The 15,317-nt window shown below is 67.0% G+C and carries 14 protein-coding genes; 6 read left to right on the plus strand and 8 right to left on the minus strand.

Going from position 1 to position 15,317, the window contains the following annotated elements:
- The 3 genes from alr to PQ455_RS18025 all read right to left on the minus strand — a co-directional run bounded on the left by alr (window position 1) and on the right by PQ455_RS18025 (window position 2,915).
- Entirely contained in the window at window positions 1-1,137 is a 1,137-nt protein-coding gene (gene alr / locus PQ455_RS18015) for an alanine racemase (protein WP_273687722.1), read from the minus strand.
- Window positions 1,138-1,243: 106 nt separating this feature from the next.
- A complete protein-coding gene (locus PQ455_RS18020) occupies window positions 1,244-2,206 on the minus strand; it encodes a UDP-glucuronic acid decarboxylase family protein (protein ID WP_273687723.1) in 963 nt (320 codons plus the stop codon).
- Between the two features lie 142 nt (window positions 2,207-2,348).
- Window positions 2,349-2,915: an LbetaH domain-containing protein gene (locus PQ455_RS18025; protein WP_273687725.1), complete on the minus strand. Its 567-nt coding sequence runs from the start codon at window positions 2,913-2,915 to the stop codon at window positions 2,349-2,351.
- A gap of 249 nt (window positions 2,916-3,164) precedes the next feature.
- On the opposite strand from PQ455_RS18025, the gene PQ455_RS18030 reads away from it, so the two are divergent.
- From PQ455_RS18030 to PQ455_RS18045, 4 genes are all read left to right on the plus strand, one after another.
- On the plus strand, window positions 3,165-4,709 hold the full coding sequence (locus tag PQ455_RS18030) for a lipopolysaccharide biosynthesis protein (RefSeq protein WP_273687728.1): 1,545 nt from the start codon (window positions 3,165-3,167) through the stop codon (window positions 4,707-4,709).
- 76 nt (window positions 4,710-4,785) lie between these two features.
- Window positions 4,786-5,895 (plus strand): acyltransferase family protein, encoded by a 1,110-nt coding sequence (locus PQ455_RS18035; protein ID WP_273687730.1) that lies wholly within the window; start codon window positions 4,786-4,788, stop codon window positions 5,893-5,895.
- Window positions 5,896-5,904: 9 nt separating this feature from the next.
- Window positions 5,905-7,122 (plus strand): glycosyltransferase family 4 protein, encoded by a 1,218-nt coding sequence (locus PQ455_RS18040; RefSeq protein ID WP_273687732.1) that lies wholly within the window; start codon window positions 5,905-5,907, stop codon window positions 7,120-7,122.
- Window positions 7,123-7,154: 32 nt separating this feature from the next.
- Window positions 7,155-7,955, plus strand: coding sequence for a crotonase/enoyl-CoA hydratase family protein (locus tag PQ455_RS18045; RefSeq protein ID WP_273687734.1), 801 nt, complete (start codon window positions 7,155-7,157; stop codon window positions 7,953-7,955).
- Here PQ455_RS18045 and PQ455_RS18050 read toward each other — a convergent pair.
- The 3 genes from PQ455_RS18050 to PQ455_RS18060 all read right to left on the minus strand — a co-directional run bounded on the left by PQ455_RS18050 (window position 7,952) and on the right by PQ455_RS18060 (window position 11,251).
- A complete protein-coding gene (locus PQ455_RS18050; protein ID WP_273687736.1) occupies window positions 7,952-9,352 on the minus strand; it encodes an amino acid permease in 1,401 nt (466 codons plus the stop codon). The two genes, PQ455_RS18045 and PQ455_RS18050, sit on opposite strands and share 4 nt — an antisense overlap.
- A 192-nt stretch (window positions 9,353-9,544) precedes the next feature.
- On the minus strand, window positions 9,545-9,697 hold the full coding sequence (locus PQ455_RS18055) for a hypothetical protein (RefSeq protein WP_273687738.1): 153 nt from the start codon (window positions 9,695-9,697) through the stop codon (window positions 9,545-9,547).
- A gap of 150 nt (window positions 9,698-9,847) precedes the next feature.
- Window positions 9,848-11,251, minus strand: coding sequence for an aromatic ring-hydroxylating oxygenase subunit alpha (locus tag PQ455_RS18060; RefSeq protein WP_273687740.1), 1,404 nt, complete (start codon window positions 11,249-11,251; stop codon window positions 9,848-9,850).
- 235 nt (window positions 11,252-11,486) lie between these two features.
- Between PQ455_RS18060 and PQ455_RS18065 the strand changes: the two genes are divergently transcribed.
- Window positions 11,487-12,113 carry a carboxymuconolactone decarboxylase family protein gene (locus PQ455_RS18065; RefSeq protein WP_273687741.1) on the plus strand — a complete coding sequence of 209 codons (627 nt, stop codon included), beginning with the start codon at window positions 11,487-11,489 and terminating at the stop codon, window positions 12,111-12,113.
- Window positions 12,114-12,215: 102 nt separating this feature from the next.
- Here PQ455_RS18065 and PQ455_RS18070 read toward each other — a convergent pair whose 3' ends face one another.
- A complete protein-coding gene (locus tag PQ455_RS18070) occupies window positions 12,216-12,704 on the minus strand; it encodes a nuclear transport factor 2 family protein (RefSeq protein WP_273687742.1) in 489 nt (162 codons plus the stop codon).
- A 220-nt stretch (window positions 12,705-12,924) separates the two neighbouring features.
- Between PQ455_RS18070 and PQ455_RS18075 the strand changes: the two genes are divergently transcribed.
- Complete coding sequence (locus PQ455_RS18075; RefSeq protein ID WP_273687744.1) at window positions 12,925-14,619, plus strand: thiamine pyrophosphate-binding protein; 1,695 nt, start codon at window positions 12,925-12,927, stop codon at window positions 14,617-14,619.
- Window positions 14,620-14,655: 36 nt separating this feature from the next.
- Here the strand turns inward: PQ455_RS18075 and PQ455_RS18080 are convergent, their stop codons facing one another.
- The gene (locus tag PQ455_RS18080; RefSeq protein WP_273687746.1) at window positions 14,656-15,228 is read right to left on the minus strand and encodes a carboxymuconolactone decarboxylase family protein; all 573 of its coding nucleotides are present in this window, start codon (window positions 15,226-15,228) and stop codon (window positions 14,656-14,658) included.
- Window positions 15,229-15,317: the final 89 nt, after the last annotated feature.

Consider the following 15,317-nt stretch of genomic DNA (forward strand, 5'->3'; position numbering starts at 1 on the left):
TCAGCCTCCCTTCACCGGCAGATAGTCGCGGGCATAGCGCGTCCCCAACTGCGTCAGTATCTCATAGGCGATCGTCTCGGCATCGCGCGCGACATCGTCGATCGTCTGGTGCGGGCCGATCAGCTCGACCGGCGCGCCATAACCGAGCGCGGCCGGCGGTACATCGGTCACATCGAGCGTCATGCTGTCCATCGAAACCCGCCCGGCGATCGGCACGCGCTGTCCGGCGATGAAGGCCGATCCCCGCCCGCCCAGCCGGCGCGGCCAGCCATCGGCATAGCCCACGCCGATCGTGGCGATGCGGCGCGGATGATCGGCCACCGAGGTGAGGCCATAGCCGACGCCCACGCCCGGCGGCACGTCGCGCACCTGCACGATCCGCGCCTCCAGCGCGACGACCGGCCACATCGGATTGGCCAGCCCCTCCTGCGGCGCGCCGCCATAGAGCGCGATCCCGGGCCGGACGAGATCATATTTACCCAGACCGGGAAGGAACGCTCCGCCCGAATTGGCCAGCGAGCGGGGCACGCCGGGAAACAGCGCCGCCAGCCGCGCGAACGCCGCGCCCTGCGCGGCATTGGCGGGCGAGGCGGGCTCGTCGCCGCAGGCGAGGTGGCTCATTACCAGGGTGACGTCGATCCCCGCCAGCCGCGCCGGATCGGCCGCCAGCGTCTCGGCATCGGCGGGCGGCAGGCCGAGGCGGGACATGCCGCTGTCGATCTGCATCACCGCCGGCAGGCTTCGCCCGATCCGCCGCGCCGCGCGCGCCCAGCCCTCGACCTGATCGAGTGAATTGAGCACCGGGATCGCGCCCAGCGCCACGCACGCCGCCTCCGCGCCCGGCATCAGGCCGTTGAGGATGTGGAGGCGCGAGGGTGGGGGCAGCACGGGCGCCAGCAGCGCCGCCTCGCCCAGATGCGCGACGAAGAAGTCCCGCGCGCCGGCCCGCCACAGCGCCGGCGCGACGATCGCGGCGCCCAGCCCATAAGCATCGGCCTTCACCACCGCCGCGACCCGTGCGGGCGCGACCTGTGCGGCCAGGATCCGGTAATTGGCGACGAGCGCGTCGAGATCGATCGTCAGCCGCGCGCCCGCGCCATCGGCGATGTCCGGTATCAGGATCTGCGCCGCCGCCACCCATCACTCCTGCTCACACGCCAAACCGATGGCGGCCGATCGGGGCAATATGGGGCCGGCGGCGCCAATCCTCAACGGGCGCGCATCGGCCCGCGCGGTCGCGCGCTTATTCCTTCAGGAGCCCGTCGAAATAGGCGATGGTCTTCTTCAGGCCCTCGCGCAGCGGCACTTCCGGTTCCCAGCCGAAGCGTTCGCGCGCCTGATCGATGTTGGGCTGGCGCTGGCGGGGGTCGTCCTGCGGCAGCGGGCGATAGACGATCTGCGACTTGGAGCCGGTCAGCTCGATCACCTGTTCGGCCAACTGCATCATCGTGAATTCGCCGGGATTGCCCAGGTTCATCGGGCCGGTGAAATCGTCCGGTCCGGCCATCATCGCCATGAAGCCGCGCACCAGATCGTCGACGTAGCAGAAGGAACGGGTCTGGAGGCCGTCGCCATAGATCGTGATGTCCTCGCCCTTCAGCGCCTGGACGATGAAGTTGGAGACCACGCGCCCGTCGGCCGGGTGCATGTTCGGGCCATAGGTGTTGAAGATGCGGATGACTTTGATCTTCACGCCATGCTGGCGGTAATAATCGAAGAACAGGGTCTCGGCGCAGCGCTTGCCCTCGTCATAACAGGAGCGCGGGCCGATCGGGTTGACGTTGCCCCAATAATCCTCGGTTTGCGGATGGACGTGCGGATCGCCATACACTTCGGACGTGGAGGCCTGGAACACGGGGATCTTCAGCCGCTTGGCCAGACCCAGCATGTTGATCGCGCCGACGACGCTGGTCTTGGTCGTCTGCACCGGATCGAACTGATAATGGACCGGGGAGGCCGGGCAGGCGAGATTGTAGATCTCGTCCACCTCCGCATAGAGCGGGAAGGTCACGTCGTGGCGCAGCAGCTCGAAGCCGGCATAATCGAACAGCTTGACGACGTTGCGGCGGCGGCCGGTGAAGAAATTGTCCACGCACAGGACTTCGTTGCCCTGCTCCAGCAGTCGCTCGCACAGATGCGAGCCGATGAAGCCCGCGCCGCCGGTCACGAGGATACGCTTGGCCGAGCCCGAAATCTTGGTCGTCATGTTGCCCCCAACTTGATGTCGCCCGTCCTCGGGCCTGTCTCCTGAACCCCGGATGCCTGTCCGCCCGCACGGAACGCCGCCTTCACCTATTGCAGCTTATGTGTAACCGCCAGTCCCTTTCGCAGGTGCAACGACGGGGATCTCACTCTGCGCGCAGCACCCGTTCGCCGAGCGGCCGGGCCGGATTTCCGCCATAGATCGTCCAAGGCCGCAACCGGCCCACCGCACATCCCCGCGCGCCCAGCACCACTCCGTCGGGGATCACGCAGCCCGGTGCCACGAAGGCTTCGGCCGCAATCCACACCCGGTCGCCGATATGGATCGGGCGGCTCTGGATCTGGAAATGCGGATCGCGGAAATCGTGCGTGCCGGCGCACAGGTGCGCGCCCTGCGAGACGATCGTGTCGCGCCCGATGTGGATCGCCCCCATCGAGTAGCAATTCACCCCCGGCCCCATCGACGATCCGGTGCCGATCGTCAGGTTGCTCGGCAGCCAGATCCGCACGCTGCCATAGATCATTGCCCCCGGCGCCACCTTCGCCCCGAAGCGGCGCGCGAGGAAGCAGCGCCAGCCGTTGAGCTTCTTGGGCGTCCAGCGCGCGAGCAGCAGCCAGGTGACGATCCACGCCAGCCGCGTCAGCCGGTTGGCCAGCGAGAAGCTCGGCCCGCCCTCACTCGGCCGCGTCTTGCGCGCATCCAATATCGTCATCGCTTCGCCTGCCCCCGCGATATGCCCAGCCTGTCCATCTGCATCGGCGCGCGCGCCGTCAAGCGCGGCGCCACCTCGGGTCATCCCTTGATTTGCCGCAGCATCGATTCCGCATTGCATCATCGTCGTAGGCGATCGATTAGGTCGCATTCGTGGGGCGACTAGGGTGCGGGGCGTTCATGATCGATTTCCTGACGCTTTCCTGTGTCGCGTCGGCGCGCCCGGCCGCCGAAAAGGTGGCCCGCTGACATGTCGATCGCGCGCCGGATGCTGTCCGGCAATCTGGCCGGGCTGGCCTCGATCGGCATCAATCTGGGTGGGCAGATCGCGCTCGTGCCGATCTTCCTCCAGCATTGGAGCGCCGCGCAATATGGCGTGTGGCTGGGGCTGGTGACGGCGCTGGCGATGATCCAGATCGCCGACAACGCCCATCTCGACTATCTCGGCTTCGAATGCATGAAGCTGCCTTCGGGCGATCGGGCGCAGCGCAGCCAGATCCTGTGGGACACCTTGCCCGCGCTCGGCCTATCGGCCATCGCCGAGCTGATCCTGCTGGCGTCGCTGCTGCTGTCGCCGTTGACGGCAGCCCTGTTCAGCCTGTCGGCGGGCTCCGCCGACCTGCCGGTGCTGCAACTCGCCCTCGGGGGGCTCGCGCTCCTCTGGTATGTCGTGCAGTTCCCGGTGCAATTGGGCGGCCGCGTCCTGGCGTCGATCGGCCATTATCCCAAGACGGCCTGGTGGTATGTCGTCAACCAGTCGGCGCAGGCTTTTGCGCCCGCCATCGCCGTGATCTTCGGCGGCGGGCTGGCCGAGGCGGCGCTCGCTTATGCCGGCGGGGTGCTGCTGGTGCAGATCGTCTGCGGCGCCCATTATGCGCGGGTAGCGCGGGCCGAGGGGCTGGAATTGCGCCGACCGAACGCGGGGGCGGGCATCGCGCGGCTCGGCGGCGGCATGATGCTGGGCTTCGGATCGCTGCTGGAAAATATGCAGCTCGCCGGCTTCCGCCTGATCCTGCTACCCTTCCTCGGCCCGGTGCGGCTGGTGCAATTCTCGACGATGCGCACCGTTGCCAATGTCGTGCAGCAGGGGCTGATCGTGCTGGTCAATCCCTCGATCCCCGAACTGATGCGCTTCGTCGGCGATCGCGATGCGACGCGCGCGCGGATGGTGATGACGGGCATGATCTACGTCGCGGTGCTGGCGATGTGCCCCGGTTTCGTATTGCTGCAGGCGGTGGTGCGGCCGCTGTTCCGCGTCTGGACCCTGGGCAAGGTGGCGTTCGATCCGCTCGCCTTCGTCGCCCTGTCGGCGAGCGTGTTGTTCATGGGGCTGGCGCAATCGAGCCGGGCGATCGCGCGTGGCAACAATCTGGTCGGCACGCAGACCGGCGCGTCCTTCCTGTCAGGCGTGATCCTGCTCGGCCTGACCTTTCTGACGGCGCCGCGCATCGGGCTGTTCGGCGTCGCGATCAGCGTGGCGACGGCGGAAGCGGTGCGATCGGGCCTGTTTGTACTGGCCGCCCGGCGCTGGGCCTGCCGCAACGATTTCGTCTTTCCGTTGCGACCGCTGCTGCTCGCGACTGGATGCGTCGGCATAACGATCGCGGTGATGGTGGCGATCGCGCTGCTGCCACGCCTCGGACTGCTGCTGGCCGGACTTTATGTTCCCTTATGGGGGGCGATGAACGTCGCCTTCTGGGGCACGATCGACGAAGCGGAGCGCGAGGGGTTGCGGCGCATGGCGGGCAAGCTGACGCGCCGCTTTGGGCGGGGCGGGCGGCCCGTCATCGAATAGCCGGGGCTGCGACGGAATCGGTCGATCGGCCGTGCCCCATGCGCTAAGGGGCAATAGGGACTTCGGGGGGCGAAGCATGACGACGGACACTGTGGCACGCAGGCCGGTGCTGCATGGGCTGACGGGGCTGCGCTTCGTCGCCGCTCTGCTGGTTCTGCTCTTCCATTATGGCGCGGGTTTTGCGGACAAGGCGGGGCTGCCCTGGCCGGTCGTCACTTTGCTCCACAACGGCTATCTCGGCGTCAGCTTGTTCTTCATGCTGTCGGGCTTCATCATCACCTACACCTATGACGGACGGATCGGGTCGCGCCGGGCCTTCCGCGACTATGCTGTCGCCCGTTTCGCACGTCTGTATCCGGTCTATCTGCTGGCGTTGCTGATGGCGTTGCCCTTCGCGATGGCGAAGCTGACCGCCGGTCAGGCGATCGCGGTTATGGCCATGCTGCAATCCTGGACATTGCCGGCCTCGGGTCTTGGGCTGAGCTGGGTAATGCAGGCTTGGACGCTCTCGGTCGAGCTGTTCTTCTACCTCGCGGCACCGCTTCTGCTGATCCTCGTGCGACCCTTGCAATCGCGTGGGTTGCTGGCGCTGGCGGCAGTGCTTGCCGTGGCGATCGCCATGCTATGGGTGCCGAGCATCCCACCGGGAACGAAGGAATTGCCTTTCGCGTGGCAGGCGTGGGTTCCCATCCCCCTACTCCGGCTGATCGAATTCGCCTTCGGCATGATATTGTGCAAGCTCTTCATCCGCCATCCCGGTGCTGCCGCGCGTCTTGCCGCGCCGGCGATCGTCGCCGCGAATATTCTGATCATCCTCGCCCTCGTGATGACGACGCAGGATCGGGCCGTGACCGGCGCCGCGATGGTGCTGGGCGGGCTGCTGATGGTGCAGCTCGCCGCGCGAGACACCTTCGCTTCCAGGCTACTCTCCACGAAGCCGATGCTGCTGCTGGGGGCTTCCTCCTATGCGCTCTACCTGATCCAGTGGCCGGTGCGCGAATGGCTGCGGCTGCTGCCGTCGGCGGGGCTGGCGCAATTGCTCAATCCGTTCGTGGCGATCGGCCTGTCGATCCTGATCTTTCTTTATTGGGAGGAGCCGGCGCGGCGCTGGCTGCGCGATCGGCTGACCGGTGGGCGCGGCGCGCGGGTCGGCCGCCCCGCCACCCAGCCCGATATCGGCTGCTGATCCGCGCCGATGGCCGACAAGGGGGCGCCGGCCCCGCGCCGCTATATCGCCGCGCACAATCGCGATCGGGATTTCTACCAGCTCGCCGTCGCCCTGGCCGAGAAGGACGCGCTGTTCCGCCTGATCACCGATTACCATATCGACGAAGGGTCGTTGGCCTATCGCGCGCTGCTGCGCCGGGTGATCCGCAACCGCGCCACCTCCCCCCTCGACCGGACGCTGATCGACAATGACTGGGCGGCGGTGGCGTGGCAGATGGCGGCGACACGGCTGTTTCCCGCCGACTATGATTGGGGCAATCGCTGCGACAAGATCCTCGCCGCCCACGTCCGCCGGTTGGCGCGGCGCAATCCGAGCGTCGGCCTGTTCCTCTACCACAATCTCGCCTTCGAGGCGTTCACCGATCCGGCGCTGGCCGATCGCGCCAAGGCGCTGTTCGTCTTCCACCCCCATTCGCGCTACAACCATGCCATCCTGAAGGCGGACTACGACCTCTACGGCATCGGCGCTTACTCGCTGACCGAGGAAGCCCCCGTCAGCGAGCGGATGGACCGGCTGGATACCGAGATCGCCCTCGCCGATCATGTCCTGTGCGCCAGTTCCTTCACCGCCCGCTCGATCGCCGCGTCGAACGTGAACCACCGCCCCGTCACGGTCGTGCCCTACGGCGCGGTGCCGGGCCGCTCGGCCTATCGCCCCCGCGAAGGCGACGCCGGCCCGGTGCGCTTCCTGTTCGTGGGGCAGGCGGTGCAGCGCAAGGGCATCCACCATCTGCTCAAGGTGTGGCGCGGCCTGCCGACAGCCGGGATCGAACTCACCCTCGTCTGCTCCAACGATCGCGAGAATATCCTTCACGATCTGCCGCCCAACGTGATCGTGAAAAGCCATTTGCCAATCGACGCACTGATCCGCGAATTCCAGACCGCGCACTGCTTCCTGCTGCCCGCGCTGGTCGAGGGGTTCGGGCTTGTGCTGCTGGAGGCGTTGCAGGCCGGCTGCTACACCATCTTCAGCGACGCCACCGGCCTCGCCGACTGCGCGGTGCCCGATTACGCGGGGCAGGAGGTGGCGGCCGGCGATCTCGACGGGCTGGCGGCGGCGATCGAGCAGGCCGTCGATCGCGTCGCCACCGGCCGCGTCGATCATCGCGCCATCGCCGATTTCGCCGACACATTATCGGCCGACGCCTTCCGGCGCGGCATTCAAGCGGTGCTGGAAACGCTATAGGCTTCGCGACGATACCGGGAGGCAAGGGCGCGATGACCGACATTCTGCTGCAGGAGCGCGACGGCGCCGTCCTCACGCTCACGCTCAACATGCCCGAGCGGCGCAATCCCATCACCGATCCGCCGATGATCGACGCGCTGTGCGATGCGCTGCAGGCGGCCGACGCGGATATCGGCGTGCGCGCGGTGATCCTTACCGGCGCGGGCGGGGCCTTCTCCTCGGGTGGCGACGTCAAGAAGATGGTGCCCGGCGGCGGGCTGCGCGATGCGCTGCCGGCGCAGACGCGGCGCAATTACAAGGCGGGCATCCAGCGCCTGCCGATCCTATTCCAGGCGCTCGAGGTGCCGGTGATCGCCGCGATCGACGGGCCGGCGATCGGCGCGGGCTGCGATCTCGCCTGCATGTGCGACATCCGCATCGCCGCCGATACCGCGAAGTTCGCCGAGAGCTTCGTCAAGCTCGGCATCATCCCCGGCGACGGCGGGGCGTGGCTGCTCCAGCGCATCGTCGGCATCTCCAAGGCGACCGAGATGACCCTGACCGGCGCGATGATCGATGCCGCCGAGGCGCTGGAGTGCCGTCTCGTGTCGAAGGTGGTGCCCGTCGCCGATCTGATGCCCGCCGCCCACGCTATGGCGCAGCGGATCGCCGCCAACCCGCCCCACGCCGTCCGCATGGCCAAACGGCTGTTGCGGCAGGCGCAGGACGCCAGCCTGTCCGCCGTCCTCGAAATGTCGGCGGCGATGCAGGCGCTGGGCCACGCCACGGCGGATCATGGCGAGGCGGTCGCGGCCTTCACCGAACGGCGCGCGCCCACCTTCCGGGGCGACTAGGCCCGGCGCGCCAGCAGGCTGCGGTGGCGGCCATAGGCGAGATAGACGATCAGCCCGATCGCATTCCAAGCGAGGCACCACAGCAACGTCTTGGTCGGCAGGCTGAGGAACAGATAGGCGCAGCCGGCGATGGCGCCGATGCCGACCAGTACGCCCAGCGGCGCACGGAACGGGCGGGGCAGTTCGGGCGCGCGGCGGCGCATCACGATCAGGCACAGGCCGACGGCGGCGAAGGCGATCAGGGTGCCGGCATTGGCGAGCGCCGCGATCTCGTCGATCGGCAGCACGCCCGCGATCACCGCCACCACGATCGCGGTGAAGATCACGATCCGCGCCGGCGTGCCGCGCTTCGACACCTGCGCCAGCCCGGCCGGCAGGAAACCGTCGCGCGCCATCACCAGGAAGATGCGGCTCTGGCCGAACAGGAAGCCCAGCAACACCGTCGGCAGCGCGATCACGGCGGCGATGGCGACGATGCGCGCGACCCCGCCTTGCCCCATTTCGCGCAGGATCAGCGCCAGCGGCTCGGGGCTGTCGGCGAAGCGGGTGAAGGGCAACGCGCCGATCGCGGCGGCGGCCACCAGCACGTAGATGAGCGTGCAGATGAGCAGCGAACCGATGATGCCGATCGCCAGATCGCGCTCGGGCCGTTTGGCCTCCTCGGCGGCGGTGGAGATGGCGTCGAAGCCGTAGAAGGCGAAGAAGATGATCGCGGCCGCCGCCATCACCCCACGCGCCACGCCGTCCGGCCCGGTCTCTTTGGCGAAGCCGAAGGGCATGAAGGGGTGGAGGTTTGCCGCGTCGAACGTGGGCAATGCCACGCCGACGAACAAAGCGAGCGTGGCGATCTTGATGAGGACGAGGATGGTGTTGAGCCGCGCGCTTTCCCGCGTGCCGAAGCACAGCAGCCCCGCCACCACGGCGATGATGAAGATCGCGGGCAGGTTGATGAGCCCGCCCAGTTCCGGCCCCTGCGTCAGCGCCACGGGGAAGCCTATGCCCGTCAGCAGCGGCGCGGCATAGCCCGACCAGCCGACCGCCACCGTCGAGACGACCAGCGAATATTCGAGGATCAGGCTCCAGCCGACGACCCACGCCACCAGCTCGCCCAGCACGGCATAGCTATAGGCATAGGCGCTGCCCGCCGCCGGCATCATCGTCGACAGCTCGGCATAGGCGAGCGCGGCGCAGGCGCAGATGGCGCCGGCGATGGCGAACGACAGCAGCACCGCCGGCCCCGCCCGATCCGCGCCGACCCCGATCAGGGTGAGGATGCCGGTCCCGACGATCGCGCCGACGCCGAGCGCCAGCAGGTGCGGCCAGGAGAGGGTGCGCGGCAGATCGGATTCGGCGGGCGCCGCGACCCCGAAGGGCTTGCGCCGGTTCCAGCTCGCCATGGCTCCATTCCCCTCGTTCGGAACATCGTGTCGGCGCGAGGATAGGATCGTTCGTGGCGGATGGCGAACCGAAATCGATCGGCGATTCGTACGCCGGCGAAGGCCGGAGCCCAGGGCAACAGGGCGAACCGCTTGCCGCCCTGGGCTCCGGCCTTCGCCGGAGCACCGCAACGCGGGTGTCAGTCGCGCCGCTTAAGGCCGCGCCAGACTGCTCAGTTCGCGGATCGAGATGCCGTAGGTGCGGCAGATATGGTCGCGCAGCGCCGCCTTGGCGGTCGCCATCTCCGCATAGGCCTGCTCCTCGGCCTCCTCATGATCGAGGTCGACCTGAAAGCTGGTCGGCACGAGCGCTTCCCATGTGCTGTTATGCCGAAGCGCGGCTTCGCGTACCGCCGTGACGAGTTGCTTGCCATCCATCATGCCGGGGGAAACGAGCGAGGTGGAATGCGGTGCCCGAAGGTTCGTGCGGGTGCGCGAGCGCTCCTGCTCGGACGGTCAGCTCTCCCACGGCATCGGCTTGATCGGCCCGTCGAAATTGCCGCTCAGCAAGGCCATGCTGGCCCCCAGCGTCTTCATGTCGACCCCGCCCAGATAGCCGTCGAGCAGGCGGTTGTAATTGCTGATGAGCCCTTCGATCCTGTGCGACAGGCGCATGAAATCGAAGCCGGCGGCGCGCAGGCCGACCTGCTGGAGCGGGATATTCTCATAATCCTGCTGCGGGATCGGCGGAAATTCCTTGCTGTCATAGGGCAGCACGACCGGCTCCATCACCACCGGTGGCGCCTGCCCCTCCGGGAAATTGGTGAGCGACCAGATTTCGAACTGGCAGCTTTCCGGCCCCAGCGGGCGGATGCGATAGGCTGCCATGCTTGAGAGGAACGGCAGCAGGAAATAGTGCGGGAAGAGAAATTCCACCGCCTTCACCGGCGAATTGACCGCGATATGGTTGAGATCGGCGACCGGCTCGCCCCGCGCGCGGCCGGCTTCGGTGACCTGATGGTTGAGCATGCCGAACCACGCCATGATCGCCTGCATCGGATCGTCCGGCAGATCGACGTCGATCATGGTGCGGGCGACCGCGACATCCTTTTCATGGCACATGCCGGCCATGCCCTCGCTCAGCAATTCGATATGGCGAACCTGCGCGGCGATATTGTCGCGGATGCTCAGGTTCGGGTTGATCGGCTGGCCGATGCCGCCAGTGTCCTGCCCATACATGCTGTTGTACAGCATCGGCACCGCCTGCTGGAGCTGCGGGTGGGTGCGCATGACATGATAGCCTTCCATGAAGGCTTCCATCGCGACCTTCCAATTGGCCGGCACCACCGTGCTGTACCACCATTCGGCGCGCATCGTATCAGCCTGATAGGCGTCCAGCCCGTCGGCGAGCGGCCCGACGGCCTCGCGCAGCGGCACGGCATCGTCGTCGAAATTGATGAAGGCGCAGCCGATGAAGGTTTCGACCCGGCAGGGCTTCAGCGCGAGATCGGCCTCGTCCAGCTGCCCTTCGCTGAACATGTGGCGGCCGTAGACGAAGGTGTTCTTGCCCTCCATGTTCCAGCGCCAGCCGTGAAAGGGGCAGATGAAGCCCTTGCCCTTGCAATTGCCGCTGCCCTTGGCGAGCGCGACGCCGCGATGACGGCAGGCGTTGTGAAAGGCCTTCACCCCGTCCCTGGTGCGGACCACGATGACCGATCGGCCAAGGTTGGAATATTCGACATAATCGCCGATCTCGGGGATCAACTCCAGCCGGCAGGCCATCTGCCAGACGTGCGGCCACAGCCGCTCCTTCTCCAGCTCGTAGAAGGTCTCGTCATGATAGCGCGGCGTGGGAATGCGCTCGGGATCGGTCACCCGGAACGGCAGGGGCCGCAGGGCGGCGGGGTCGGCTTCGGCCATCGGGACACCTCTTCGCTTTTGTCTTTCGCGGGCGCCCCCGTGACGGCGACCGCTGGACGCAAAGTGTATCATCGCGGCGGTAGCCATGCGACGCGATGACCTCTCTGGGGGCCCACTCCGGCCGATGATCGCCATGGCGATGGCTGCCGCGACATCGCCGGGGCGGGGAGCGCGCCGTTCTGCGGCCTGCGCGGCGACGCTATAGCCGACCGACCGGAATATGAAGGGAGCGAGTATGGCGGATCAGGACGCGGCGCGGATCGAGGCGCGCGAGGCGCGCATCATGGGCCATCCGCCGCGCATCGCGCCGATGACGCCGGACGAATTCACCGACGAGGCGCGCGAGTCGGTCCGGGCGTTGCGCCGCGCGGTCGGCCTGGCCGACGACGCCACCGCCCCCGTTCCCGAATATGTCGCGACGACATTGCGTCATCCGGCTCTCTACACGGCGCACACGACCCTCGCGCTGCATCTGATGCGGGGCGCGCTGGCGGACCGTGATCGCGAACTGGCCATCCTCCGCACCGGCTGGCTGTGCCAGGCCCCGTTCGAATTCGGCGAGCATGTGAAGATCGGCCGCCGTACCGCCAACCTGACGCCCGTCGAGGTCGAATGGGTGACGATCGGATCCGCCGCGCCCGGCTGGGGCGATCATGACCGCGCCATCATCCGCGCGGTCGAGGAACTGCATGCCGACGCGATGATTTCGGATGAGACGTGGGCCGTTCTGGCGCGTCGGCTCGACGACAGGCAGTTGCTGGAGCTACCGATCCTCGTCGGCCAATATATGGGGGTCGCCTTCCAGCAGAATTCGCTGCGGGTGCGGATGATGCCCGGCAACGTCGGCCTGATGGCCCGCTGACCCCGCTTTTGCTGCGGGCTTTCGCCGCAGCATTTTCGGCGATCGAAACCCGAAATTGCCGTTTTGCTGCGCCAGATCGGGTGCAGCAAAATAAGATGCGCGTTATTTCGGAACGACCGACGCGTTGAGAAACGGATCGTTGCCGATGAAGATCGGAATGCTGTCGAACAGGGAAATCCGCCATTCGCCATCGGCCTCGCGGCGGATTTCCATCGTGACGTCGGCGACGATCGTCGGCCCGACGAGGTCGAGCGCGGGGGGCGGGCCTTCCCTGGAATAATTGACCAGCGTGTAGCGCACCGTCGCCGCATCGTGCGCGGCGAAAGAATAGAGAAAATTGGAAATGGTGTGGCGCTGGGTGCGGACGCCATCCTTTTGCAGACTCGCGACCCGCGCGTTACGCGCGGCGTAAAAGCCACGGATCGCGTCATGCCCCTGATGCACCCGCCCACCGACGAGATAGGTGCAATCCTCGGTGCAGAGCGACGCGATGTCGGCGCCGCCATTCATGTCGAGTTCGGTGCACCAGAGGGCGAGGAGCTGGTTCAGCTCGATCACCGATGCGGCATCTTCCTTGGCGAACCGGGGCATCGCCCTCTCCTCACAAGCCTCTTGTCGGGCCGGTGATGCCGCCATTTCCGGGGCGGCGGCAACCGCGCCGGGGCCACCCATCGCCGGTGCGATCACATCCTGATCGGGTATCCGAAACCCAAGGATTTCCGGGCTTTCCACTCACCCCAAATCTATGGTGTGGCAGCAAGATCGCGGGCCGGGGAGTGATCCGCGACAGACCATCTGGGGAGAATCGACGGTGGCCGTTCCGGTGTACGAGCGTATCCTGCGATTGCTGGAAGCCGAGGGTATCAAGACGCTGTTCGGCATCCCCGATCCGGGCTTCGTGCACATGGCCGTCGCCGCCGAAACCGCCGGTTGGGAGGTGATCGCCCCGCACCACGAACAGTCGGGGGCTTTCATGGCCGATGCCTGGTCGCGGATGACCGGCAAGCCCGGCGTCTGCTTCGGCACGATGGGGCCGGGCGTCGCCAACCTGGCCGCCGCCGCGATCGTGGCCGCCAAGGAAAATTCGCCGACGATCTTCCTGGCGGGCAACCGCGGGCGCGAGGCGGAGCATCGAGTGAAGCGCGGCCGTATCCAGTACATCAGCCAGCCTAAATATTTCGAGGCGGCGATGAAATATGTCGGCGTGATCGAATATGCCCATCAGGCCGACGAAGTTATCCGCGAGGCGCTGCGCGTCTGCCAGTCGGGCAAGCCCGGCCCGGTCTATGTCGAAATCCCGATGCATGTGCTGCACGAGACGCCCGACTGGGGGCCCATCCAGCCGCCCGGCGAATATCGCCTGATCCATCAGGCCGCGAGCGCGCCGGCCTTGGCCGAGGCGATGGCGCTGATCGGCGCGGCGAAAAGCCCGATCATCCTGGCCGGCCACGGCATCTTCACCGCCCGCGCCCATGCCCAGGTCGGCGAACTGGCGGGGGCGATGGGCTGCCCGATCATCCAGACATCGGGCGGCACCGCCTTCATCGAAGGGTATGAGGACCGCACCTTCTCCTACGGTTTCTCGCCGGTGGCGATCGAGGCCGTCGAGCAATCCGATCTCGTCATCGCGATCGGCACCGAATTGGGCGAGCCGCTGCATTTCGGGCTCAACCGGCATTGGGCGGCGGGCGACGCGAAACGCAAGTGGATCCACATCGAGCGCGATCCGCTGTCGTTCGGCGTCAACCGCAAGATCCATGTGCCGCTGCTCGGCGACCTGCGCGACATCGTGCCGCAACTGGTGGCCGCGCTGAAGGATGCGCCGCGCGGCCCGTCGCCGAAACTGGCGGAATGGATCGCGGCGCAGGCGGCGTTCAAGGCCGATCTCGCCGACAGCGCGCCGCGCGGCATGGTGCCGGTCCACACCGCGCGGCTGGTGGTCGAGGCGACGAAGGCACTGCCCGCCGACGGAATCATGGTGCGCGACGGCGGATCGATCACGATCTTCGGCTGGACCTATTCGCAGGCGACGCCGCACGACGTGATGTGGAACCAGAATCTCGGCCATCTCGGCACCGGCCTGCCCTATGCGATCGGCGCCAAGCTCGCCGCGCGCGACCGGCCGGTGATGCTGCTCACCGGTGACAGTTCGATCATGTTCCACATCTCCGAACTCGAGACCGCCGTCCGCAAGAAACTGCCGGTCATCGTCGTCATCAGTTCGGATTATGCCTGGGGGCTGGAGGTGGGCGTCTACCGCCGCGCGATGGGCGAGCAATCGCCCGAGACCGAGGCGCATTGGAGCAAGGAAGTGCGCTTCGACATCATCGCCAAGGGCTTCGGCGCCTATGGCGAATTCGTCGAGCGTGACGAGGATATCGGCCCGGCCATCCAGCGCGCCTTCGCAAGCGGAAAGCCGGCGCTGATCCAGGTGCCGGTCGATGCGGATGTGAACGCGACGCAGGCGCCGAACTATCAGGAATATTCGACCTGGGCGGCCTATTGATCGGGCCGGGTTGATCGGGCCGGGCGGCCCGCCGCGTCAGGCGGCGGGCTCGCCTTCGGGCCGCACCGCGTTCAGGATCATCGCCCAGGCCGACCAGATGGCGACGACGCTGGTGAATTCGATCGCGCCCCGCTCGCCATAGGTGTCGACAACCGTGGCGAAGAGCGCGGCGGAGACGTCGCCGCTCGCCACCGCCTCGCTATATTCGATCACCAGTTTCTGTTCGGCATCGAACAGGTCGGATGTCTGCCATTCGGCCAGCAGATCCAGCTGTTCGTCGCTGATGCCCATGGCCTTCGCGATCGGGCGGCGCGTCTCGAACGAATAATCCGATCGGAAATTGATGTTGGCGGTCTGGATCGCCAGCTCGCGCAAATCGGCGCGCTTGCTCCAGCCGGCATCCACCGCGAGGAATTTGCTGAGCGCGGCCAGTTGCAGCGCGAGCCTGGGATTATAGGCCGCGACCGCGAGCCCCAGATGCCCCTCGTCGATCCGCGGATCGGCGACGCCGGGGAAGAGCGTGGCAAACATATCGACGATCGCCGGATCGGTCGGGCCGCCATATTCGGACGGATAATCGGCGGGCTTGCGGACACCTTTGACGCGCATGGGGCTGGTCCTCTCTCGGTTCGGGATCGGGCGGCTTGGCGGCCGTCTCTGACGCAAAAACCCTCCCCCGGTTTGCCGGGAGAGGGTCT

The sequence above is a fragment of the Sphingomonas naphthae genome (genome assembly GCF_028607085.1).
Classification (GTDB): domain Bacteria; phylum Pseudomonadota; class Alphaproteobacteria; order Sphingomonadales; family Sphingomonadaceae; genus Sphingomonas_Q; species Sphingomonas_Q naphthae.